Raw genomic sequence first — 20,484 nt, 5'->3', positions numbered from 1 at the left:
CGTACCCCGTCGGGCTGGAGTCGCGCAGGAACTCCGCGCACCGCTCCCACTCGGCGCTCTCGCCGATCGCGCGGGCCGCCAGGGCGAGCAGGGCCAGGGCGCGCAGGAAGCCGCGGTTCGGCTCGTGCTCCCACGGCACCGGGCCGTGGCCCTTCCAGCCGTTGCGGCGCAGCAGGTCGAGCGAGCGGTGGTAGCCGACGCGGGCGTAGGCGTAGACGGTCACGTCGTCGGCGCCCTCGTCACGGGCCTGCTCGGCGAGGGTGGCCCAGGCCAGCGGCGAGGCCGGCAGGCGTCGTACGACGGCCGTGGGCGCCTCGCCCGCCGCGAGCAGACTCGGCGGCAGTGTCGACGGGCAGGTGCGTGGGCGGAGGGCCGGCCATCAGGTCGGCGCCGGGGGTGAGGCTCATGGCTTCATTGTGTCCCCGGGGAACAGGATGTCGGTGGGCGGGTGTTGACTCGGACCGTGACCCAGAGCGCACCCCCGCAGACCACCTCCGAGGTGGACAACCCCTGGCCGGCCCTGTGGGCCCTGGTCATCGGGTTCTTCATGATCCTGGTCGACCTGACCATCGTGACCGTCGCGACGCCGACGATCATCAAGGACCTGGACGCATCGGTCAACGACGTCGTGTGGGTCACCAGCGCCTACATGCTGGCCTACGCCGTGCCGGTGCTCATCATGGGTCGTCTCGGCGACCGGTTCGGCCCGAAGAAGGCTCTACCTGCTGGGCCTGACGGTCTTCACCCTCGCGTCGCTGTGGTGCGGCCTGACGAACACGGTGGACGCGCTCATCCTGGCCCGCGTCGTGCAGGGCCTCGGCGCGTCGATGATGACGCCGCAGACGATGGCGATCATCACCCGGATCTTCCCCGTCGCCCAGCGCGGCAGCGCGATGGCCGTCTGGGGCGCCACCGCGGGCGTGGCGATGGTGGTCGGCCCGATCCTCGGCGGTGTGCTCACCGACGGCCTGGGCTGGGAGTGGATCTTCTTCGTCAACATCCCCTTCGGCATCATCGCCTTCACGATGGCCTGGCGCCTGGTGCCCTCGCTGCCCACCCACGCCCACCGCTTCGACTGGCTGGGGGTGGCGCTCTCCGGCGCCGCGATGTTCCTGCTCTGCTTCGGCATCCAGGAGGGCCACCAGAAGGACTGGGCGAGTCTGGATCATCGCGATGATCACCGGCGGCGTCGTGCTGCTGGTCGTCTTCATCGTGTGGCAGCGCTTCAACCGCGCGGAGCCGCTGGTGCCGCTCAGCCTGTTCAAGGACCGCAACTTCTCCGTCTCCAACGTCGCGATCGCCTGCATGGGCTCGATCGCCGCGGCCTTCGGGTTCCCGCTCATGCTCTACGCCCAGGCCGTGCGCGGCTACACGCCCACCCAGGCGGCGCTGCTGATGCTCCCGATGGCCGTGATGTCGATCTTCCTGGCCCAGCCGATCGGCAAGGCCGACCGACCGCCTGCACCCGCGCCAGGTCACCGGCTTCGGCTTCGGGGTCAGCCTGGTGGGCTTCCTGTTCCTGATCTGGCGCTTCGAGCCGGACGTGGCGATCTGGGAGATCGGCCTGGCGATGGCGATCATCGGTGTCGGCAACGCCGCCATCTGGGCGCCGACCGCCGCGACCGCCAACCGCAACCTGCCGCTGCAGACTCGCGGGCGCCGGGGCCGGGGTCTACAACGCCACCCGCCAGGTCGGCTCGGTGCTCGGCGCCGCGGCCATCGCGGTGCTGATGGACAGCCGGCTCGCGCACTACCTGCCCGGCGCCGCCGCGACCGGGGAGGCCGGGGCCGACAAGATCCCCGACCCCCACGTCGCCGCCCTGTTCAGCAACGCGATGCACGACGCCCTGTGGCTGCCCGCGGTGATGTACGCCGTCGGTCTCGTCGCCGTCATGTTCTACGAGGCTCCGAAGCACGCCGGCTTCCGCGGCGCTCACTGAGCGAAGGTCCGCCTCCCGCCGCCCCGGCGGGAGGCGGACCCCGCTCGGGTCCCCCGCTCAGCGCCGCGCCGGGCGCAGCAGCGCCAGCACGCCCACCGCGGCCACCAGGCACAGCCCGGCGTTGACCCCGATCGCGGTCCGCAGGGCGCCGAGCAGGTCGATCCCTCCGGCCGCTGCGCCGCCCAGCGCGGCCACCAGGACGGTCCCCATCACCGGGATGCCGATGGTGATCCCGACCTGGGTGCTCATGTTCGCCAGGCCCGTGGCCAGGCCCTGCTCGGTGTCGGGCAGGCCGCTGGTGGCGCTCACCATGAAACCCACGATCGCGACCAGGTTGGCGACCCCACCGACGAAGGTCGCGACCAGCAGCAGCCCGACCGACGCCCGCGAGGTGCCCAGCAGCAGCAGCGAAGCGGTCGCCGCGGCCTGGACCAGGAGTCCGGCGACGATCGCGGTCCGCGGCGAGGTGGCTGCGATGACCCGCGGCGCGAGCAGACCGCCCAGCACCGTGCCGATGCCGAGCACCGCGAAGGACAGCCCGGCCTGCAGCGGGCTGAACCCCTGCACGTCCTGCAGGTAGAGCGTCAGCAGGAAGACCAGCGAGGTCTCGGTGGCGAAGGCGACGATGCCGGCGAGGTTGCCCCACAGCACGCTCCGGCGTCGCAGGACGCCCAGCGGCACGAGCGGGCTCGGCGAGGCGCCCTCGACGACCAGGAACACCACGAGCAGCGCCACGCCCGCACCCAGCGCGCCCCAGGCGAGCGGGTCGGAGGCACCGGCCTCCCCGATCCGCGTCGCACCGAGGACGAGCAGGAGCAGCGCCCCGGTCACGCTGACCGCCCCCGGTACGTCGAGCCGGGTCCGCCGCTCGCGCGCCCCCTCGGTCAGCAGCCGCGGGCCCAGCACCAGCACGGCGAGCGCGACCGGGAGGTTGAGGAAGAACGCCCAGCGCCAGGCTCAGCAGGTCGGTGAGCAGACCGCCGAGGATGGCCCCGGTGGTGAAGCCGGCGGCCATCAGGGAGCCGTTCAGGCCGAGCGCCCGCTCGCGCTGCGGCCCCTCCGGGAAGGACGTGGTGAGCAGCGACAGCGCCGCCGGGGTGACGGCCGCGGTCGCCAGTCCCTGCACGACGCGGGCGGTCAGCAGCGTGGCCGGGTCCTGCGCGAGCCCGCCGAGCAGCGAGCCGACGCCGAGCGCGGCCATGCCCACCAGGAACAGCCGCTTGCGGCCCACCAGGTCGGCGACCCGGCCGAAGAGGAGCGTGAAGCCGGCCGCGCAGAGCGCGAACGTGGTGGCGATCCAGGGCAGGGACTCCAGCCGGAAGCCGACGTCCGCCCCGATGACGGGCAGCGCGACGTTGAGGATGGAGAAGTCGATCGCCAGCGTGAAGTCTCGCGGTCAGCAGGAGCACCAGGACCAGGCGCTGGCGCGGGGACCAGCCCGCGTCCGTCGTACCGGAGCCTGTCGAGGAGGGTGGACATGCGGAGGCCTTTCGGGTCGGAGCGGGACTCCTCCACGGTCCGGTGGTACGACGCTCCGCACCACGCCCGGTGATGGGTAGCACCGGCAGGGATACCCCCGGGCGGTGGTGGCCGGGGATACTCGCAGCATGTCCTCCCTGGGTGCCTTCCTCCGGCAGCGCCGGGCCGCGCTGCGCCCGGTGGACGTCGGCCTCGTCGAGTACGGCGCCCGGCGGGTCCCCGGCCTGCGCCGCGAGGAGGTCGCCCTGCTGGCCGGGGTGTCGATCACCTACTACACCCGGCTCGAGCAGGGGCACAGCACGAACGCCTCGGAGTCGGTGCTCGGCTCTCTTGCCCGGGCGCTGGCGCTGACCGCCGTCGAGCGGCAGCACCTCTTCGACCTCGCCGGGGTGCGGGACCGGCCCGGGCGCCCGGCCGGGACGGCCCCGGACTTCGCCCGGCCCGGCACGGTCCGCCTGCTCGACGCGATGGCGGCCGTCCCCGCCCTGCTGCTCGGCAAGCGCACCGAGGTGCTGGCCTGGAACGCGCTCGGCCACGCCCTGGTGGCGCACCACCTCGACCCGCGCGGGCCCGAGCAGCCCGACGTACGGCCGAACCTGACCCGGCTGCTCTTCCTCGACGAGGCGACCCGGGCGCTCTACCCGGACTGGGCCACCGAGGCGGCCCGCGCGGTGGCCTCGCTGCGGCTGCTGTCGGGACGCTTCGCCGACGACCCGGCGCTGGCCTCGCTGATCGGCGAGCCTGACCCTGAAGAGCCCGGAGTTCGCGCGGATGTGGGCCGAGCACCCCGTGGACAGCCTGCATGTCGGGCACCAAGACGATCCGGCACCCGGTCCTCGGTGACCTGGAGCCTGGACTTCGAGGTGCTCTCGATGCCCGACGACTCGGGGCACCGCCTGCTCACGTACACCGCCGCACCCGACAGCGCCTCCGGCCGAGCGCTGGCCGGACTGCTCGCGAGCGACGTCGCCTAGGAGAGCACCAGGCCGAACAGCGGGCTGTTCGGCGGCACCTTCTCCACCCGCAGCCGCGAGGCCTCCATCCGGGCGAGCAGCCCGTCCAGGTCGTCGCGGTGCTGCATCTCCACGCCGACCAGCGCCGGGCCGGTCTCGCGGTTGTTGCGCTTGGTGTACTCGAACAGCGTGATGTCGTCGTCCGGGCCGAGCACCTCGTCGAGGAAGCGGCGCAGGGCGCCCGGCTCCTGCGGGAACTCGATCAGGAAGTAGTGCTTGAGCCCCTCGAAGACCAGCGCCCGCTCGACGATGTCGGCATAGCGGGAGACGTCGTTGTTGCCGCCGGAGACGACCACGACGACCTTGCTGCCCGGCTCGAGCGCTCCGCCCACCGCGTCGAGGCGCAGCGCGGCCGGCGCCAGCGCACCGGCAGGCTCCGCGATGATGCCGTCGGACTGGTAGAGGTCGAGCATCTCCACGCAGATCAGCCCCTCCGGCACCGCGACCACGGACAGGTCGACGGCGGAGCGGGCCTGGGAGACCGCGGTGTAGGTCAGGTCCCCCACCCGTCGTACGGCGGCGCCGTCGACGAACGGGTCGACCGTCTCCAGACTCCAGCGGACCGCCGTGGTCCAGGGCCGCGGCGAGGGACGCGGCGCCCAGTGGCTCGGCCGCGACGACCGCGACGCCGGGGAGCCGCTCGGCGAGGACGGTCAGGCAGCCGGCGATCAGCCCGGCCCCGCCGACCGGCAGGACGAGGGCGTCGGGCTGCCAGCCGAGCGCCGCCGACTGGGCCAGGATCTCGGCCGCCACGGTGCCCTGGCCGGCGACGATGCCGGGGTGGTCGAAGGCGGGGATGACTGTCGCGCCGGAGGCGGCGGCGAACTCCGCGGCGGCGACGGCCGCGTCGTCGTAGGCCTCGCCGGCGATGACGACCTCGACCTGCTCACCGCCGAGGGCGGCGACCCGATCGCGCTTCTGCCGGGGCGTGGTGCGCGGCAGGAAGATCGTGGCGTGCACGCCGGCGCGGGCGCAGGCGAAGGCGACGCCCTGGGCGTGGTTGCCCGCGCTGGCGCAGGTCACACCCCGGGCACGCTCGTCGTCGGTGAGCCCGGCGAGCACGGTGTAGGCGCCGCGGGCCTTGTAGGAGCGGACCGGGGTGAGGTCCTCGCGCTTGAGCCAGACGTCCAGCCCGGTCAGGGCGGAGAGGCGGTCGGCGCGCTGCAGCGGGGTCGGCGGGACGACCGACCCGAGCAGCCCCGACGCCTGGTCGACGTCGGCGGCCGTGGGGAGCCTGGCCGGTCACCGTCAGCCGACGGTCTTGCCGGCCGAGCGGAGGTTCTCCGACGCCTCGACGACGCGCGCGGCCATGCCGGCCTCGGCGGCCTTGCCCCACGCACGCGGGTCGTAGGCCTTCTTGTCGCCGACCTCGCCGTCGATCTTGAGCACGCCGTCGTACTTCTGGAACATGTGCGTCGCGACCGGACGGGTGAAGGCGTACTGGGTGTCGGTGTCGACGTTCATCTTCACCACGCCGAAGTCGACGGCCGCACCGATCTCCTCCGCCGTCGAGCCGGAGCCGCCGTGGAAGACCAGGTCGAAGGGCTTGGCGCCCTCGGGCAGGCCGAGGCTCCTCGACCACCGCGGCCTGCGCGTCGCGCAGGATCTCCGGGCGCAAGCTTGACGTTGCCGGGCTTGTAGACGCCGTGCACGTTGCCGAAGGTCAGCGCCGTCAGGTAGCGGCCCTTCTCCCCCGTGCCGAGCGCGCGCACGGTCGCGAGCGCGTCCTCGGGCGTGGTGTAGAGCTTCTCGTCGATCGCGCCGACGATGCCGTCCTCCTCGCCGCCGACGACGCCGACCTCGATCTCGAGGATGATCCGCGCGGCCGCCGCCTTGGCGAGCAGACTCCTCGGCGATCTGCAGGTTCTCCTCCAGCGGTACGGCGGAGCCGTCCCACATGTGCGACTGGAACAGCGGCGCCTCACCGCGCGCCACCCGCTCGGCGGAGATGTCGAGCAGCGGGCGCACGAAGCCGTCCAGACCTTGTCCTTGGGGCAGTGGTCGGTGTGCAGCGCGATGTTGACCGGGTAGGCTCTTGGCCACCTCGGCGGCGTAGGCCGCGAAGGCCACTGATCCGGTCACCATGTCCTTGACGGTCGGGCCGGAGAGGTACTCCGCGCCACCGGTCGAGATCTGGATGATGCCGTCCGACCCGGCGTCGGCGAAGCCCTTGAGCGCGGCGTTGAGGGTCTGCGAGGACGACACGTTGATCGCGGGGAAGGCGAACGCTCCGGCCTTGGCGGCGTCGAGCATCTCGGCGTACTTCTCGGGGGTGGCGATGGGCATGCTGGCTGGCTCCTGCACGGGTCGGGTGGACGACCCGGCCAACCTACCGTGACAACCTCCGGGGACTGGTCTGCGTATCCCCTCGTGAGTGAGCATCGACCACGACGCGGGAGGCGGACATGCAGGACATCATCGAGCGGCTGGAGGCCGAGTCTGGGCACCCCTCCGGCCGCGGGCTTCGAGATCGAGCAGGCGGTGCGCACCGGCCGGACGGCGGTACGGCGCCGCCGGGTCGCCCTCGGCGGCGCCGGCCTGGCCGCGGTCCCGGCCGTCGGCGGGGTGGCCTGGGCGGTCGGCCCGGGCGGCGGCGCCGACGGGGGCGTCGACCGGACGCCGGTCGCGGTCAGTCCCACGCCGACGCCGACACCCGCGCCGAGCCCGTGGGAGAAGGGCGAGGTGATGCGTGTCGACGCCGAGGGCACGATCACGATGAACCCCGCCGCCGCGGTGCTGGAGCAGACCCGGGTGAGCGACCCGGAGGGGACGGTTCACCGGGCCTTCCGGATCCGCCTGGACGGCCAGGGGTACTACGCGGTCGCCGACGACGCGGGGTACGCCTCGCAGCCGTTGCCGGCCCAGGGGCTGACCCTGCGCGAGTGGGCCCAGCAGACTGGTCACGCTCGGCACGAGCGAGTCGGGCTCCAGCGACGACGCGTGGGTGCGCATCAACGGCCGCTCCCAGGTGCGGCCCGAGCCGGGTGTCGAGATCGTCGCGTCCCGCCCCGACCCGGGCCTGGGCGACCGGTTCGCCCCGGCCGGCCGGCCGACCGCGGTGGTCGAGGTCGTCCGCGACGGCGAGACCTGGTTCCTCGCGGTCCGCCGGATTCCCGGCGGCGGCACCGAGGCGATCCCCTACCGCAAGGACGCGACGGTCCCCACCTTGTCGGCGTTCCTCGCCTACGCCCGCACCCAGTACGCCCCGAACGAGTCCGGCGGCAGCGAGGGCCTGCGATGAGGCGCAGCCAGGAGGCGGCGTACGTCGAGTTCGCCACCAGCCGCCGCGACCGGCTCCGCCGCATCGCCTACGGCATGTGCGGCGACTGGCACCAGGCCGACGACCTGACCCAGACCGCCCTCGTCCGGCTGTACGTCGCCTGGCCCCGGGTGACCCGGCGCGGCACCGAGGACGCCTACGTCCGCCGGATCCTGCTCAACGCGAGCATCGACGCCTCGCGGCGCGGGGTCCGGCGGGAGACGCCGACCGCGGACGTACCGGAGCGCGCGGCGCCGGACGAGACCAGTCTCGAGGACCGCACCTCGCTCGTCGCGGCCCTTCAGACGCTGCCGGCACAGCAACGCGCCACGGTGCTGCTGCGGCACTGGCTGGGGCTGTCGGTGAGCGAGACGGCCGCGGAGCCTGGGCATCGCGGAGGGCACCGTGAAGAGCCACACCTCGCGGGGGCTCACCGCGCTGCGGGAGGCGCTGGCTGCCGCCGACGCGTGAGGATCGCGACCGCCAGCCCGACCGCGGCACCGGCCGCCGTCTCCACGAAGCGCGGGCCGAGCAGGTCGCCGAGCGGCTCGGGGTGCGCGAGCTCGGTGACGAGCAGGGCGAGCGGGGTGATCAGCACGAGCGCGAGGCCGTAGTTGCGGGTGACGACCAGGCTCGGTGGCCGCCTGCAGCAGCGCGACCACCACGATCGTGCCGATCGCCGAGAGCGGCAGCGCCAGCAGCAGCCCGGTCAGCACCAGGCCGGCCAGGGTGCCGAGCACCCGGTGCACCCCGCGGGTCACCTGCTGGCGCAGTGTCGTCGCCGCCAGCGGCACGACGGCCGCCACCATCGCCCAGTACGGGTGCGCGACGCCGGTGCTCGTCATCAGCCCGCCCGCGACGAGCACGGCGACCGCGCACCGAGTCGCCTGCAGCCGGCGACGCCCGGGCGGCAGCGGCGGCAGCGGAGGCGGGCCGGCCGGGACCTCGCCGCGTCGTACCTCGATGGTGGTCTCGACGACCGCGAGCGCGATCGCGAAGGCGGCCGTCGCCAGACAGACCGCGATCGCCACCGGCACCCGGTCGAGCGTGGTCGGCACCGAGGCGCAGGTCGCGGCGGCGAAGACCAGGAACACCGGGCCGGGCGGACGCCAGCGCCAGCGGTCCGAGCCGGCGGCGCCGATCGCGGCCCAGGCGGCGGCGACCAGGACCGCCCACCAGGCCCGGTGCGCGCTGGTCGCGACGAGCGACCCGCAGGCGACCGCACCGGTGAGCAGGACGGCGAGCGCCACCTGCTGGCGCCACCGCCGGCGGTAGGGCACCGCGCCGCCGTAGATCGCGGCGAAGGCACCGAAGGTCGCCGCGGCACCGAGCTCCAGCGAGCCGGCCGCGTGCAGGACGAGCAGCGCGACGAGCAGGGTGCCGCCGGCCCGGATCGCCGCCCAGCGGGTGACCGGCGGCGGCCCGACGTGGCGCAGGCTCGTCGAGGAGCCTGCTGCCTCAGCCCCGCCACGTCTCCACGCCGCCGAGGTCGGCGTGCTGGCGCACCCAGGCGTGCATGGCGATGGCCGCGGCGGCGGAGGCGTTGATCGAGCGGGTGGAGCCGAACTGCGCGATCGAGAAGGTGCCGTCGCACGCCGCCCGCGCCGCCTCCGAGAGCCCGGGGCCCTCCTGGCCGAACAGGAAGCACACCCGCTCGGGGATCTCCATCGTCTCCAGGTGTGCCGAGCCGGGCAGGTTGTCGATCCCCAGCAGCGGTACGTCGCCCAGGTGGGCCCGCAGACTCGTCGACCGTCGGGTGGTGGTGCACGTGCTGGTAGCGGTCGGTCACCATCGCCCCGCGCCGGTTCCAGCGCCGGTTGCCGACGATGTGCACCTCGGCGGCGAGGAAGGCGTTCGCGGAGCGCACGATGGTGCCGATGTTGAAGTCGTGCTGCCAGTTCTCGATGGCCACGTGGAAGCCGTGCCGGCGCGTGTCGAGGTCGGCGACGATCGCCCCCAGCGACCAGTACCGGTAGCGGTCGACGACATTGCGGCGGTCCCCGTCGCGGAGCAGACTCGGCGTCGTACACCTCGCTCCCGGGGCCCTCAGGCCACGGCCCGGGCCAGGGCCCGACGCCCACCTCCGCGGGTCCGTGCGGCATCGGGTCGTACGGCGCCCGCTGCTCCCCATCCACGGATGGCACCCTAACGCTCACCCTCCTGGGCAGGGACAGGTAGCGTGACGGCGTGAACTCGCTGGTCGCGACCCCCTTCGTCGTGCCGATGCTCCTGGGCATCAAGTGGCTCGACCCCGAGTGGTTGCAGCATGAATACGGCAGCACCTTCATCTGGATCGCGCTCGCGATCGTCTTCGTGGAGTGCGGCCTCTTCTTCCCGTTCCTGCCCGGCGACACGCTGCTCTTCGCGCTGGGGCTGTTCATCGCGGGGAGCAACACGACCGGCTACTCCGTGATCGGGATCTCCAACGAGCCGGTCGAGTCTGGTGATCGCGATCGTGCTGCTGACGATCGCCGCCTTCGCCGGAAACGTCGCGGGCTACGAGATCGGGCGCAAAGCTCGGTCCGCCGCTCTACGAGCGCGAGGGCAGGATCCTCAAGAAGAAGTACTTCGACAACACCAGCGCCTTCTTCGACAGGCACGGCAACAAGGCCCTCGTGATCGGCCGATTCGTGCCCTTCGTGCGCACCTACATCACCGTGGTCGCCGGCGTGACCGAGATGCAGCGTCGCCGCTTCTTCGTCTGGAGCGCCATCGGCGCGGTGCTCTGGGTCGTCTCGATCACCCTGCTGGGCTACTTCCTCGGTGCCGCGATCCCGGCGCTCGGCGAGAACATCGACTACGTCACCCTGGCGATCCTGGCCTTCTCCGCCGTACCGCTCGGCTGGGAGTGGTGGCGGCACAAGCGGCCCGGCGCCAAGCGGCGCAAGGAGACTCGCCGCGGAGACCCTCTCCGACGAGCGATGAGTCCGGGCTGATCCTCCGGTCTTCCCCGGCATCGAACCACCACGACAGCAGGGAGTGAACCGATGGGCATCAACCTCAACCCGTACCTCAACTGGCGCGGCCAGGCCCGCGAGGCGATGGAGTTCTACCAGTCGGTGCTCGGCGGTGAGCCTGAGCGTCATGACCTTCGCCGACATGGGCGGCCCCGCGCGGGAGATCGCCGAGAGGGACGGCGAGACTCGACTGGGTCATGCACGCGGCGCTGAGCGTCTCCGAGTCCGTCCTGCTGATGGGCGCCGACCACCCGGCCCACGTGCCAGGCGAGCCGAAGAAGCAGACCGTCAGCATCAGCGGCGACGACGAGACCACGCTGCGCGCCTGGTGGGACGGGCTGTCCGAGGGCGCGACCGTCCACCAGCCGCTGGAGAAGGCGGTCTGGGGCGACTCCTTCGGCATGCTCGAGGACCGGTACGGCACCGAGTGGCTCGTCAACATCGCCGGCGAGCGTCCCGCGGAGTAGCCCCCTGCGGGTCAGGCCTGGGCAGCCGCCCGGGCCGCGTCCAGCTCGGCCTTGGTGAGCACGGCGCGCACCTCGAGGGCGACGTCCTCCAGCGGGTTCGCGTCGCCCGCGCTGCGGTCGATCGCGCACACGACGGTCTCCACGACCGCGCCGCCCTCGCGCAGCGCGTTCGTCGCGTCGCGCACCGCGCCGCCGGTGGTGATCACGTCCTCGATCAGCACGATCCGCTTGCCGCCGAAGGCCGGGCCCTCGGCGAGCCTTGGCGGTGCCGTACTCCTTGGCCTTCTTGCGCACGAACACCACCGGGATGCCGACCAGGCTGGCTCACCGCGGTGGCGATCGGGATGCCGCCCATCTCCAGGCCGCCGAGCAGGTCGGCGTCACCGGGGAGCAGCCTGGGCGACCTCGCGGGCCACGCGGGCGAGGAGCCTGCGGGTCCGCCTCGAAGAGGTACTTGTCGAAGTACTCGTTGCTCACCTGGCCCGAGCGCAGGGTGAACTCTCCCGTCAGGCGGCAGGTGGCGTCGATGTCGGCGGCGAGGGCGGTGTCCGTGGTCGTCACGGGCTCAGGGTAGTGGGCGCACCGCCACGAACCCGGTGACCGTCCCCTGCAGCAGGGTGCCGTCCGGCAGGAAGGTTCCGACCATCTGCAGGGTGTCGGCCCCGGGGCCCAGCCCGAGCAGCGTCCGGCTGAGCACGCGCCCCGTGCGGGGGTCGATCCGCACCAGGTGCCAGGTGAGCCCGCCCAGGCCCCGCTCGACGGTGTAGATCACGTGCTCCGCCACCGACAGACTTCGGTACGGCGGCCGAGGCGACCGCGTTCGTCCACCGGGACCGGCATCCGGCCCTGGTGACGTCGATCCGCTGCATGCCGCCGACGAAGGGCGCACTGGCCGGGTCCGCAGCCCCCGCGCCGTCGGGCGTCGCCGGGTAGGGGTAGCCGTAGGTGCTCGCGACGTACACCTGGTTGCGGAAGCCGATCGGTGAGTTCTCGGTGCCGGAGTTGTTCGCGCCGAGGAACGGGGTCTTGCAGACCTGCCGCCCGGTGCGGGTGCGGTAGACGAGGAGGTGCTCCCGCGGGCGCGCGTTGTCGGTGACGAGGACGTACTCGTTGCCGGTGCGCGGCCCGAAGAAGGTCGGCGTCGCGCCGGTGCCGTGGCTGAGCCTGGCCGGGCTTGCGTGCCGGACCGCGGTCGTAGGCCCGGCGCCAGACCTGGCGGATCGCGCCCGGCCGGCCCGCCGCGTCGCGTCGCGCCCGGACGAGGTACGTCGCCCGGTCGGTGGCGACCGCCATGCCGGCGGGCGCGGTGGAGATGGAGTTGGCGACGTGCTCGCCGCGGCCGAGGAGGCGGAAGGCGACCTTGCCGGTGCGAGGGTCGGCGTAGCCGGCGCGGCCCTGCGCGGTGCCGAACCAGACCAGCCCGTTGTAGCCGGGCGCGACGGTCGTCACCGCGTCGCACGCCGCGGCGCCGCACGCTCGGGTGAGCGCCGGCTTCAGGTCGATCGCGCGGGACTCGACGATCGTCCAGCCGCCGGCGGGGGTGCGGCGGTGGGCGAGGAAGAGCAGCCGGCCGCTGCCGTCGACGGTGACGACGCGGTCGTGCTGGTCGACGTAGGCGTAGACGCCGCCCAGCAGGCTCCCCGCGGTCAGGTGCTTGCGGGCGACCGGCAGCAGGGTGCGCGGGTCGATGACGTTCAGGGTCGGCCCGCGGTCGTAGTACTCCGTGCAGAGCGCCAGGATGTAGCCGTCGGCGCCGGCGAGGATCGTCGGGCACACCGACAGCAGCGGCAGCGTCGGCGCGGCCGCCGCGCGCGGGCCGGGGCCGCGGTAGGGCGTGGTGTCCGAGGACGCCGGGTCGCCGTGCATCGTCGAGGAGCCCACGGGCCCGGCGTACGGGTTGACGGGCGGCTGGCCGGGGACCCGGGAGAGGGCTTGCCCCGACCCGGGGAGGAGGGCGAGGACCAGCAGGGCGATGACGACCGGAGCGACGGCGCGAGACCTGAACACGACAAACATTATCGACTTGGTCGGGTAGCAGCGCCCGGCCCGTCCGGTCCGTGGCCTACGGTGAGGCTGTGCCTCCTGCATCCCGACGCGTCGCCGGCATGGGCGCGACCATCTTCGCCGAGATGTCCGCCCTCGCCGCGCGCACGGGCGCGGTCAACCTCGGCCAGGGGTTCCCGGACACCGACGGCCCGGCAGCCGTCCTCGACGCCGCGAGCGCGGCCCTGCACGGCGGCGCCAACCAGTACGCCCCCGGGATCGGCGTCCCGGTCCTGCGCCAGGCGATCGCCCGCCACCAGCAGCGCCACTACGGCATCGACCTCGACCCGGACTCCCAGGTCACCGTGACGACCGGGTGCACCGAGGCGATCGCCGGCGCCCTGCTCGGGTTGGTCGACCCGGGCGACGAGGTGGTCGTGCTGGAGCCCTACTACGACTCCTACACCGCGATGATCGACTTCGCCGGCGGCGTACGACGCCCGGTGACGCTGCGCGCGCCGGACTTCCGCCTCGACCCCGCCGAGCCTCGAGGCGGCGGTCACGGAGCGGACCAGGCTGATCCTGCTCAACACCCCGCACAACCCGACCGGGCGGGTGCTCGACGCCGCCGAGCCTGGCCGCGGTCGCGGACGTCGCGCGCCGCCACGACCTGCTCGTGGTGACCGACGAGGTCTACGAGCACCTGACCTTCGACGGCCGCCCGCACACCCCGGTCGCGACCCTCCCGGGGATGGCCGAGCGCACGCTCACCCTCTCCAGCGCCGGCAAGTCCTACTCGGTGACCGGCTGGAAGGTCGGCTGGGCGACCGGCCCGGCCGACCTCGTCGGTGCGGTGACCGCGGCGAAGCAGTGGCTGACCTACACCTCCGGCGCACCGCTGCAGCCCGCCGTCGCGGTGGCGCTCGACGACGAGGCGGGCTTCCCCCGCCGGCTCGCAGCCGACCTCGCCGCCCGCCGTGACGAGCCTGGTCGCCGGGCTGCGCGCGGCCGGCCTCCCGACGTACCTGCCGGAGGGCACCTACTTCGCGACCACCGACGTCTCCGCCCTCGGCTGGGCCAGCGGCAGCGACTTCTGCCGGGCGCTGCCCGAGCGGGCGGGTGTGGTGGCGATCCCCGCGGAGGTCTTCTACGACGAGCCGGACGCCCCCGGCGCCGGGCGGCACCTGGTCCGCTGGGCGTTCTGCAAGCAGCCCGCGGTGATCGCGGAGGCGCTCGCGCGGCTCGGCGCGGCCGACCTCAGCGCGTGAGCCCCGGCATCCGGCGCATCCGGTACCAGGCGCCGACCTCGGGCCGCAGCAGCATCCGCACCGCGAAGCCGATGCTCAGCACGACCACCAGCACCGGCGGGTAGACTCAGCGCCACCAGCAGGGCCAGCACGGCCGCGCCGACCCCGGAGATCGCGAGCACGATCCGCGCCCAGTCCTGGCCGACGTAGGCGAGGCCGGCGAGCACCGCCGCACCCACGCACCACAGGATCAGCCCGACCGCGATCACCCAGAACATCGCGACCACGTCGGCCTCGGTCATCCCCGAGGACTCGACCATGTCCGGCTGCTGCTCCTTGACGTCGGCGAAGAGCCTGACCGCTGTCGCCGACGGCACGGACGACGCCGAGCAACCCGCTCAGCGCGACCAGCGGGGTGAGCACCCAGGTGAGGATGCAGCCGCCGGTCAGCGCCCCCGGCCGTCGTACGGCGAGGGGCCGCTCACGCGGCAGCGCCGGCGCACCCGGGGGCGGAGGCACCGGTGCCTGACCCTGCTGCGGCGCGGGGGACGCGGGGGACGCCGGAGGCAGGGTCGGGCTGCCGGAGCGCATCAGCGCGAGCCGCTGCTCGCGGCGCTCCCGGTGCTGCTCGGCCCAGGGCCGTCCGGCGTACCAGTCGCGGGTGGGCTGGGCCCACAGCAGCGCCACGCCCAGCACCGCGAGGATGCCGAGCGGGGTGCTGGTCGCGAGGCCGCCGACGAGCAGCAGCGGAGCCAGCCCGGCGAGCACGAGGCGCGCACTGGTGGAGCGCTGGAAGACCTGGAAGCCGAGGATCGCCGAGGCCGCCGCGGCGCCACCGCCCACGATGCAGAGCACCCGGATGGTCGCGGTGATCTCCTCGACGGTGAGCCCGCGCACCTCGTTGCGGGTCAGCCACTCCTGCAGCCCCTCGCGCACGTCGAGGGTGTTCAGCAGGCTGACCCGCTCCCAGGCGAGGGCGATCAGCAGGAGCGAGCCGCCGATGATCAACCCGCCCGCGAGCGTGGCCTGGACCGGTCGCGCCTGCTGCTCGCTCATGGCCCCCATTCCACCAGACGGCCCCAGCGGCCGTGCTCCTGGTGGTTTCCCGACGGTTCTCGACCGTTGCAACGGCCAGGAACCGCGGGAATCCCCGGTGAACCGGGGATTCCCGCAGTCCCGATCACACCGCCAGGACCAGTCCGTCCTCCCCGCGCTCGACGGTGACGGCACCTCCGTCGGTGACGTCGCCGCCGATGAGCAGCCGCGCGAGCGGGTCGCCGATCGCGGTCTGGATCAGCCGGCGCAGCGGCCGGGCGCCGTACGCCGGGTCGTAGCCGACGTCCGCCAGCCAGGCCCGCGCCTCCGGCGTCACCGCGAGGGTGATCCGCCGGGCGGCCAGCCGGGCCTCCAGCGAGCGCAGCAGCAGACTCCACGATGTGCCCCAGGTCGTCGCGGGTCAGCGCGTCGAAGGTGACGATCTCGTCGAGCCGGTTGAGGAACTCGGGCTTGAACGCCTGCCGGACGATGCCGAGCACGGCCTCCTTCTGCGCCGCGGGGTCCATGGTCGGGTCGACCAGGAACTGCGAGCCTAGGTTGGAGGTCAGGATCAGGATCGTGTTGCGGAAGTCCACCGTGCGGCCCTGGCCGTCGGTCAGCCGGCCGTCGTCGAGCACCTGCAGCAGGATGTCGAAGACCTCCGGGTGCGCCTTCTCGACCTCGTCGAGCAGGACGACGGAGTACGGACGGCGACGGACCGCCTCGGTGAGCTGGCCGCCCTCGTCGTAGCCGACGTAGCCCGGAGGGGCACCGACCAGGCGGGCGACGGAGTGCTTCTCGGCGTACTCGCTCATGTCGATGCGCACGATCGCCCGCTCGTCGTCGAACAGGAAGTCCGCGAGCGACTTGGCGAGTCTCGGTCTTGCCGACGCCCGTCGGGCCGAGGAAGAGGAAGGAACCGGTCGGACGGTTCGGGTCGGAGATCCCCGCCCGCGCCCGTCGTACGGCGTCGCTGACCGCGCGCACGGCGTCCTGCTGCCCGATCAGCCGGGCCCCGATGACCTGCTCCATCTCGAGGAGCCTTGGCGGTCTCGCCCTGCAGCAGCCGGCCGGTGGGGATGCCGGTCCAGGCCTCGACGACCTCGGCCACCTGGGCCGCGCCGACCTCCTCGCCCACCAGGCTTTCTCGCCCGCGGGCTGGGCGCCCTCGGCCGCCTCGACGGCCTTGATCTGCTGCTCCAGCGCGGGGATCTGGCCGTAGAGGATCGCGCTGGCGCCGCCGAGGTCACCCTCGCGCTGCAGCCGGTCGGCCTCGATCCGCAGCTCGGTCGAGCCTGGCGGCGCAGCGCGCCCTCGCCCTCCAGGCTCGGACTTCTCCCGCTCCCAGCGGACCTCGAGCCCGCGCAGGCTCCTCCTCCTTGTCGGCGAGGTCGGCGCGCAGTGCCTCCAGCCGGTCGACCGACGCGGCGTCGGTCTCCTTGGCGAGCGCGAACTCCTCCATCTTCAGCCGGTCCACCTGGCGGCGCAGACTGGTCGATCTCCTCCGGGGAGGACTCGATCTCCATCCGCAGCCGGGAGGCGGCCTCGTCGACGAGGTCGATCGCCTTGTCAGGCAGCCTGCCGGCCGGTGATGTAGCGGTCGGACAGGGTCGCGGCGGCGACCAGGGCGGCGTCGGTGATCCGGACGCCGTGGTGCGCCTCGTACTTCTCCAGGATGCCGCGCAGGATCTGGATGGTGTCCTCGACCGAGGGCTCGCCGACGAAGACCTGCTGGAAGCGGCGCTCCAGCGCGGGGTCCTTCTCGATCGACTCGCGGTACTCGTCGAGCGTGGTGGCCCCGATCATGTGCAGGCTCACCGCGCGCGAGCATCGGCTTGAGCATGTTGCCGGCGTCCATCTGGCTGTCGCCACCGGCGCCCGCGCCGACGACCGTGTGCAGGCTCGTCGATGAAGGTGATGACCGGCCCTCGGAGTCCCGGATCTCGTCGAGCACGGCCTTGAGCCGCTCCTCGAACTCGCCGCGGTACTTCGCGCCCGCGACCATGCCCATCAGGTCGAGGCTGAGCACCCGCTTGCCCTTGAGGCTGTCCGGTACGTCGCCCGCGACCACCCGCTGCGCCAGGCCCTCGACGACGGCGGTCTTGCCGACGCCGGGCTCGCCGATGAGCACCGGGTTGTTCTTCGTGCGCCGCGAGAGCACCTGGATCACCCGGCGGATCTCCTGGTCCCGGCCGATGACCGGGTCCAGCCTTGCCCTCCTCGGCGGCGGTGGTGAGGTCGACGGAGTACTTCGCCAGCGCCTCGTAGGTCGACTCGGCGTCCTGGGAGGTCACCCGGCGGCCGCCGCGGACGGCGCCCAGCGCCTCGCGCAGGCCCTCGGCGCTCAGCCCGGCGTCGGTGAGCACCTTCTGGGCACTGGACTCGACGGTGGCCAGCGCGATGAGCAGGTGCTCGCTGGCGACGTACTCGTCCTTCATGGAGCGGGCCAGGTCGAGCGCGGAGGCGAGCACGCGGGTCAGCGCTGCGGATCCCGCCGGCTGCTGGACCGTGGCGCCGCTGGCCTTCGGCAGGGCGTCGCGCGCGGCCGAGGCGGCGTGCACGAGCGCGGGAACGTCGACGCCGGACTTGGCGACCAGGTTGGCCGCGGTGCCCTCCTCCTGGAGGAGCAGCGCGACGAGCAGGTGCACCGGCTCGACGGTGGTGTTGCCGGCGGTGGTGGCGGCGAGTCTGCGCGGCCTCGATCGCCTCGCGGCTGCGCGTGGTGAACTTGTCGGCCCCGAACTGACTCATGTGCAGAGTGTCTCCTGTGTGCGAAGGGGTGGAACGTCTGTGGGCTCAACGCGCGCAAAGTTGAGTCTGTTCCACTCAACTTTACTTATTTCGAGCGTCGCCGTCGATTGGTCCTGCGAGGATCGGCGACCATGCGGAACGAGCAGGCTCATCCCCCGGCACACGCCGGCCTCGCGGGCGGTCGCCGAGCGGGTCCCGGTGGTCCTCGACCTCACCTCGCGGCTCAACCGGCTGCCCTTCTCCGACGCCGCGGGCCGCGCCGCGCTGCTCGCCGAGATCCTCGGCCGCCCGGCCCCGGAGACGCTGACCCTGTACCCGCCGTTCTACTGCGACCACGGCCTGCGCCCGGACCTCGGCGAGCACGTCTTCGTCAACCAGAGTCTGCTCGTTCTACGACATCGGGGGGATCACGATCGGCGACCGGACGATGATCGGGCCCGGCGTCACCCTCGCCACGGCCGGGCACCCCGTCGCCCCCGCCGAGCGGTACGACGGCATCACCACCGCCCCGATCGACATCGGCCCCGACGTGTGGCTCGGCGCGAACGTCACCGTCGCGCCCGGCGTACGGATCGGGGCGGGCTCGGTCGTCGCAGCGGGCGCCGTCGTGGCGCGGGACGTGCCACCGGCCAGCCTGGTGAGCAGCGCCGGGCAGGTCACCCGGCGCTCGCTGGCGGACTAGTGCTCGGACGGGCCGCTCAGCCCTCCATGTCCGGCGGCGACTCGTGCTCGGGCAGGGCGTCGCTGGCGGCCGTGGCCTCGTCGACCAGCGCCAGCTTGCAGAACTCCTCACCGAAGGGCGTGAGGTGGATGCTGCGGCGGACCACCTTGGTGAACTTCACCGAGTGCAGGGCGGCCAGCACGTCCGGCTGCGCCTCGAGCACCTGGTACTCCATGTGGTCGTGCACCGGCTCCCGGGAGAACCAGACCAGGCCCAGCCGGAACAGGTTGTTGAGGTAGGACGGCACCTGCTCCAGGTAGCGCAGCCCGGCCCGCGGGCCGACCATGTTGAGCCCGGGCGCAATCAGGCTGGCTGCTCACCACGCCGATCGGGCCGCCGGTGCGCACGTCCACGCTCGGCTGGGGGCCGTTGCGCAGCAGCATCACCAGGATCCGCGCCTCGTCCGGCGCGAGACTCGTCCAGGATCCGGTCGAACGCGGGGTGCCGGTCGTCCTGGCTCCACACGTCGCGGGACTTGGCGAGCAGGTCGTTGCCGCGCTCGCGCAGGCTCTGCGGCCGGCTGGCGGTGACCTTGCCGTCGACGACCGGTGCGGCCAGCGGCTCGCGCCGCTCGGCCCCGCCCAGCGACTCCCCCGCCCGCATCAGGGCGGTCGCGACCGGGACCCCGCCGGAGACCTGGCGGGCGACCTCGCCGAGCGCTCCGACGTACGACGTGACGTCGCGGATCAGCGAGGCGGCCTCGTCCTTGTTGGTGACGGCCTTGCCGACGCGCAGCCAGTTGCGGGTCGTCGTCCGCACGCCCCAACCGGCGGTGTGCAGCGCCGCGGAGCCCGCGACCCGGGCCAGGCCGGGCAGCGACTCGGCCACGGCCGGGCCGGTCAGCGCGGGCAGCCGGGGCAGGCCGTCGTTGTCGAGGTCCTGTGTCATGCCAGCCTTCCGCTCACGGTGGGAACCCGGGGATCCAGCCCCAATTGAAGATGCCGAGGTGGAGCAGTCCGCCGGCGGCCCCCATCACGGCGCCGTGGGCGTAGAGCATCCACTCGTCCTCCTTGATGGCCGCGCGCATCATCTCCACGAAGTCCTTGGGCGGCAGGCTCCTTGGTGCGCCGCGCGATGAGGACCCGGATCTTCTCCGACTGCTGCCGGCTGAACTCCGCGTCCCGGAAGGGCGTGATGGTGCGGCCCACGGCCTCCATCGCGAAGGAGTCCTTGATGCTGTCGTACCGCCTGCCGCCCATCGCCACGTTGACGGCGCCGCGCAGCGGGCCGGCGGCCTTGTCGATGGCCGGGCGCATGGCGGTCGCGATCATCTGGCGGGTGCGGTCCCCGCGCGGGCCGTCCATGAGGAAGTCGCCGATCCGCTCCAGGGTGATGACGTCCTCGGCGATGATCCGCGCGTAGACCTCCGCGCACTCGTCCTGGCGGCGCAGGAAGAGCCCCTGCACCTTGATCCCGAGGATCCGCTTCGCCTCCGGCGGGTCGAAGATCAGCCACATGCCGAGGAGGTTGGTCGTCCAGCCGACGAAGACGCCGAGCAGCGGCAGCAGCCACCAGATGTGCCAGGTCTGGTCGATGATCGCGACCGGGATGCCGAGCAGGAAGCCGAAGATGAAGCCGAAGGCGACCATCAGGTTCAGGCTCGCGCTGCCCCACGTCCTTGAACACCCGGAC

25 protein-coding genes and 9 pseudogenes are annotated in these 20,484 nt (G+C 73.1%); 15 read left to right on the top strand and 19 right to left on the bottom strand.

Annotated features, from left to right (window positions below; all coding sequences use genetic code 11):
* Positions 1-7: 7 nt before the first annotated feature.
* Positions 8-407, bottom strand: a pseudogene (locus tag G5V59_RS27205) (DUF3151 domain-containing protein); the annotation flags it as partial.
* Between the two features lie 140 nt (positions 408-547).
* On the opposite strand from G5V59_RS27205, the pseudogene G5V59_RS27200 reads away from it, so the two are divergent.
* The 4 genes and pseudogenes from G5V59_RS27200 to G5V59_RS27185 form a co-directional block, all read left to right on the top strand.
* Positions 548-670: pseudogene (locus tag G5V59_RS27200) on the top strand (MFS transporter); the annotation flags it as partial.
* Between the two features lie 52 nt (positions 671-722).
* A pseudogene (locus G5V59_RS27195) lies at positions 723-1,004 on the top strand (MFS transporter); the annotation flags it as partial.
* Positions 1,005-1,173: 169 nt separating this feature from the next.
* A complete protein-coding gene (locus G5V59_RS27190; protein ID WP_278258578.1) occupies positions 1,174-1,731 on the top strand; it encodes a hypothetical protein in 558 nt (185 codons plus the stop codon).
* Positions 1,701-1,940, top strand: a complete 240-nt coding sequence (locus G5V59_RS27185) for a hypothetical protein (protein WP_278258577.1) — start codon at positions 1,701-1,703, stop codon at positions 1,938-1,940. The genes G5V59_RS27190 and G5V59_RS27185 overlap by 31 nt, the downstream gene beginning before the upstream one ends.
* Positions 1,941-1,997: 57 nt before the next feature.
* Here G5V59_RS27185 and G5V59_RS27180 read toward each other — a convergent pair whose 3' ends face one another.
* Complete coding sequence (locus G5V59_RS27180; RefSeq protein ID WP_278258576.1) at positions 1,998-2,852, bottom strand: MFS transporter; 855 nt, start codon at positions 2,850-2,852, stop codon at positions 1,998-2,000.
* Positions 2,853-2,955: 103 nt separating this feature from the next.
* Positions 2,956-3,279 (bottom strand): annotated as a pseudogene (locus tag G5V59_RS27175) (MFS transporter); the annotation flags it as partial.
* Between the two features lie 268 nt (positions 3,280-3,547).
* Here G5V59_RS27175 and G5V59_RS27170 point away from each other — a divergent pair.
* Positions 3,548-4,393, top strand: a complete 846-nt coding sequence (locus G5V59_RS27170; RefSeq protein ID WP_278258575.1) for a helix-turn-helix transcriptional regulator — start codon at positions 3,548-3,550, stop codon at positions 4,391-4,393.
* Here the strand turns inward: G5V59_RS27170 and G5V59_RS27165 are convergent.
* From G5V59_RS27165 to G5V59_RS27150, 4 genes and pseudogenes are all read right to left on the bottom strand, one after another.
* Positions 4,390-4,938, bottom strand: a complete 549-nt coding sequence (locus G5V59_RS27165; protein ID WP_278258574.1) for a hypothetical protein — start codon at positions 4,936-4,938, stop codon at positions 4,390-4,392. The genes G5V59_RS27170 and G5V59_RS27165 overlap by 4 nt on opposite strands.
* Before the next feature lie 112 nt (positions 4,939-5,050).
* Positions 5,051-5,563, bottom strand: a pseudogene (locus G5V59_RS27160) (pyridoxal-phosphate dependent enzyme); the annotation flags it as partial.
* A gap of 117 nt (positions 5,564-5,680) precedes the next feature.
* Positions 5,681-6,718 (bottom strand): annotated as a pseudogene (gene fbaA, locus G5V59_RS27155) (class II fructose-bisphosphate aldolase).
* A gap of 129 nt (positions 6,719-6,847) precedes the next feature.
* Complete coding sequence (locus G5V59_RS27150; protein WP_278258573.1) at positions 6,848-7,210, bottom strand: hypothetical protein; 363 nt, start codon at positions 7,208-7,210, stop codon at positions 6,848-6,850.
* Positions 7,211-7,376: 166 nt separating this feature from the next.
* Here G5V59_RS27150 and G5V59_RS27145 point away from each other — a divergent pair, with 166 nt between their 5' ends.
* Complete coding sequence (locus G5V59_RS27145) at positions 7,377-7,673, top strand: hypothetical protein (RefSeq protein ID WP_278258572.1); 297 nt, start codon at positions 7,377-7,379, stop codon at positions 7,671-7,673.
* The gene (locus G5V59_RS27140) at positions 7,670-8,305 is read left to right on the top strand and encodes a sigma-70 family RNA polymerase sigma factor (protein WP_341351317.1); all 636 of its coding nucleotides are present in this window, start codon (positions 7,670-7,672) and stop codon (positions 8,303-8,305) included. The genes G5V59_RS27145 and G5V59_RS27140 overlap by 4 nt, the downstream gene beginning before the upstream one ends.
* Before the next feature lie 33 nt (positions 8,306-8,338).
* Here the strand turns inward: G5V59_RS27140 and G5V59_RS27135 are convergent.
* Positions 8,339-8,536 (bottom strand): annotated as a pseudogene (locus G5V59_RS27135) (FUSC family protein); the annotation flags it as partial.
* A gap of 613 nt (positions 8,537-9,149) precedes the next feature.
* Positions 9,150-9,793 (bottom strand): annotated as a pseudogene (locus tag G5V59_RS27130) (TrmH family RNA methyltransferase).
* A gap of 85 nt (positions 9,794-9,878) precedes the next feature.
* On the opposite strand from G5V59_RS27130, the gene G5V59_RS27125 reads away from it, so the two are divergent.
* The 4 genes from G5V59_RS27125 to G5V59_RS27110 are packed head-to-tail and all read left to right on the top strand — an operon-like array spanning position 9,879 to position 11,115.
* Positions 9,879-10,310, top strand: a complete 432-nt coding sequence (locus tag G5V59_RS27125; protein ID WP_278258571.1) for a hypothetical protein — start codon at positions 9,879-9,881, stop codon at positions 10,308-10,310.
* Positions 10,241-10,627, top strand: a complete 387-nt coding sequence (locus G5V59_RS27120) for a VTT domain-containing protein (protein WP_278260086.1) — start codon at positions 10,241-10,243, stop codon at positions 10,625-10,627. Before G5V59_RS27125 ends, G5V59_RS27120 begins: the two co-directional genes overlap by 70 nt.
* A gap of 51 nt (positions 10,628-10,678) precedes the next feature.
* The gene (locus G5V59_RS27115) at positions 10,679-10,861 is read left to right on the top strand and encodes a hypothetical protein (RefSeq protein ID WP_278258570.1); all 183 of its coding nucleotides are present in this window, start codon (positions 10,679-10,681) and stop codon (positions 10,859-10,861) included.
* Complete coding sequence (locus tag G5V59_RS27110; RefSeq protein ID WP_278258569.1) at positions 10,846-11,115, top strand: VOC family protein; 270 nt, start codon at positions 10,846-10,848, stop codon at positions 11,113-11,115. The genes G5V59_RS27115 and G5V59_RS27110 overlap by 16 nt, the downstream gene beginning before the upstream one ends.
* An 11-nt stretch (positions 11,116-11,126) precedes the next feature.
* Here the strand turns inward: G5V59_RS27110 and G5V59_RS27105 are convergent, their stop codons facing one another.
* The 5 genes from G5V59_RS27105 to G5V59_RS27085 are packed head-to-tail and all read right to left on the bottom strand — an operon-like array spanning position 11,127 to position 13,122.
* Positions 11,127-11,336 carry a hypothetical protein gene (locus tag G5V59_RS27105; RefSeq protein WP_278258568.1) on the bottom strand — a complete coding sequence of 70 codons (210 nt, stop codon included), beginning with the start codon at positions 11,334-11,336 and terminating at the stop codon, positions 11,127-11,129.
* Positions 11,330-11,470, bottom strand: a complete 141-nt coding sequence (locus tag G5V59_RS27100) for a hypothetical protein (RefSeq protein ID WP_278258567.1) — start codon at positions 11,468-11,470, stop codon at positions 11,330-11,332. The genes G5V59_RS27105 and G5V59_RS27100 overlap by 7 nt, the downstream gene beginning before the upstream one ends.
* Entirely contained in the window at positions 11,440-11,676 is a 237-nt protein-coding gene (locus tag G5V59_RS27095) for a hypothetical protein (RefSeq protein WP_278258566.1), read from the bottom strand. The genes G5V59_RS27100 and G5V59_RS27095 overlap by 31 nt, the downstream gene beginning before the upstream one ends.
* A gap of 4 nt (positions 11,677-11,680) precedes the next feature.
* A complete protein-coding gene (locus G5V59_RS27090; RefSeq protein ID WP_278258565.1) occupies positions 11,681-11,887 on the bottom strand; it encodes a hypothetical protein in 207 nt (68 codons plus the stop codon).
* Positions 11,884-13,122: a hypothetical protein gene (locus G5V59_RS27085; protein WP_278258564.1), complete on the bottom strand. Its 1,239-nt coding sequence runs from the start codon at positions 13,120-13,122 to the stop codon at positions 11,884-11,886. Before G5V59_RS27085 ends, G5V59_RS27090 begins: the two co-directional genes overlap by 4 nt.
* 98 nt (positions 13,123-13,220) lie before the next feature.
* Here G5V59_RS27085 and G5V59_RS27080 point away from each other — a divergent pair, with 98 nt between their 5' ends.
* A complete protein-coding gene (locus G5V59_RS27080; protein ID WP_278258563.1) occupies positions 13,221-13,781 on the top strand; it encodes an aminotransferase class I/II-fold pyridoxal phosphate-dependent enzyme in 561 nt (186 codons plus the stop codon).
* On the top strand, positions 13,778-14,470 hold the full coding sequence (locus G5V59_RS27075; protein WP_278258562.1) for an aminotransferase class I/II-fold pyridoxal phosphate-dependent enzyme: 693 nt from the start codon (positions 13,778-13,780) through the stop codon (positions 14,468-14,470). The genes G5V59_RS27080 and G5V59_RS27075 overlap by 4 nt, the downstream gene beginning before the upstream one ends.
* Here the strand turns inward: G5V59_RS27075 and G5V59_RS27070 are convergent.
* Positions 14,442-15,401, bottom strand: coding sequence for a hypothetical protein (locus tag G5V59_RS27070; RefSeq protein WP_278258561.1), 960 nt, complete (start codon positions 15,399-15,401; stop codon positions 14,442-14,444). The genes G5V59_RS27075 and G5V59_RS27070 overlap by 29 nt on opposite strands.
* Positions 15,402-15,525: 124 nt before the next feature.
* Positions 15,526-18,131 (bottom strand): annotated as a pseudogene (locus G5V59_RS27065) (AAA family ATPase).
* 131 nt (positions 18,132-18,262) lie between these two features.
* Between G5V59_RS27065 and G5V59_RS27060 the strand changes: the two are divergent.
* Both G5V59_RS27060 and G5V59_RS27055 read left to right on the top strand, forming a co-directional pair.
* Positions 18,263-18,562 carry a hypothetical protein gene (locus tag G5V59_RS27060; protein WP_278258560.1) on the top strand — a complete coding sequence of 100 codons (300 nt, stop codon included), beginning with the start codon at positions 18,263-18,265 and terminating at the stop codon, positions 18,560-18,562.
* Positions 18,559-18,813 (top strand): DapH/DapD/GlmU-related protein, encoded by a 255-nt coding sequence (locus G5V59_RS27055; RefSeq protein ID WP_278258559.1) that lies wholly within the window; start codon positions 18,559-18,561, stop codon positions 18,811-18,813. The genes G5V59_RS27060 and G5V59_RS27055 overlap by 4 nt, the downstream gene beginning before the upstream one ends.
* Positions 18,814-18,829: 16 nt before the next feature.
* Here the strand turns inward: G5V59_RS27055 and G5V59_RS27050 are convergent, their stop codons facing one another.
* Genes G5V59_RS27050 through G5V59_RS27040 form a run of 3 tightly spaced genes read right to left on the bottom strand, consistent with a single transcriptional unit; the run spans position 18,830 to position 20,441 of the window.
* A complete protein-coding gene (locus tag G5V59_RS27050; RefSeq protein ID WP_341351045.1) occupies positions 18,830-19,138 on the bottom strand; it encodes an Abi-alpha family protein in 309 nt (102 codons plus the stop codon).
* Positions 19,139-19,155: 17 nt separating this feature from the next.
* Entirely contained in the window at positions 19,156-19,740 is a 585-nt protein-coding gene (locus G5V59_RS27045; RefSeq protein WP_278258558.1) for a hypothetical protein, read from the bottom strand.
* Complete coding sequence (locus G5V59_RS27040; protein WP_278258557.1) at positions 19,737-20,441, bottom strand: hypothetical protein; 705 nt, start codon at positions 20,439-20,441, stop codon at positions 19,737-19,739. The genes G5V59_RS27045 and G5V59_RS27040 overlap by 4 nt, the downstream gene beginning before the upstream one ends.
* Positions 20,442-20,484: the final 43 nt, after the last annotated feature.

This window comes from Nocardioides convexus (assembly GCF_011090295.1).
Note: the sequence above shows the minus strand (reverse complement) of the source record. Positions and strands in the feature narration are given on the sequence as shown.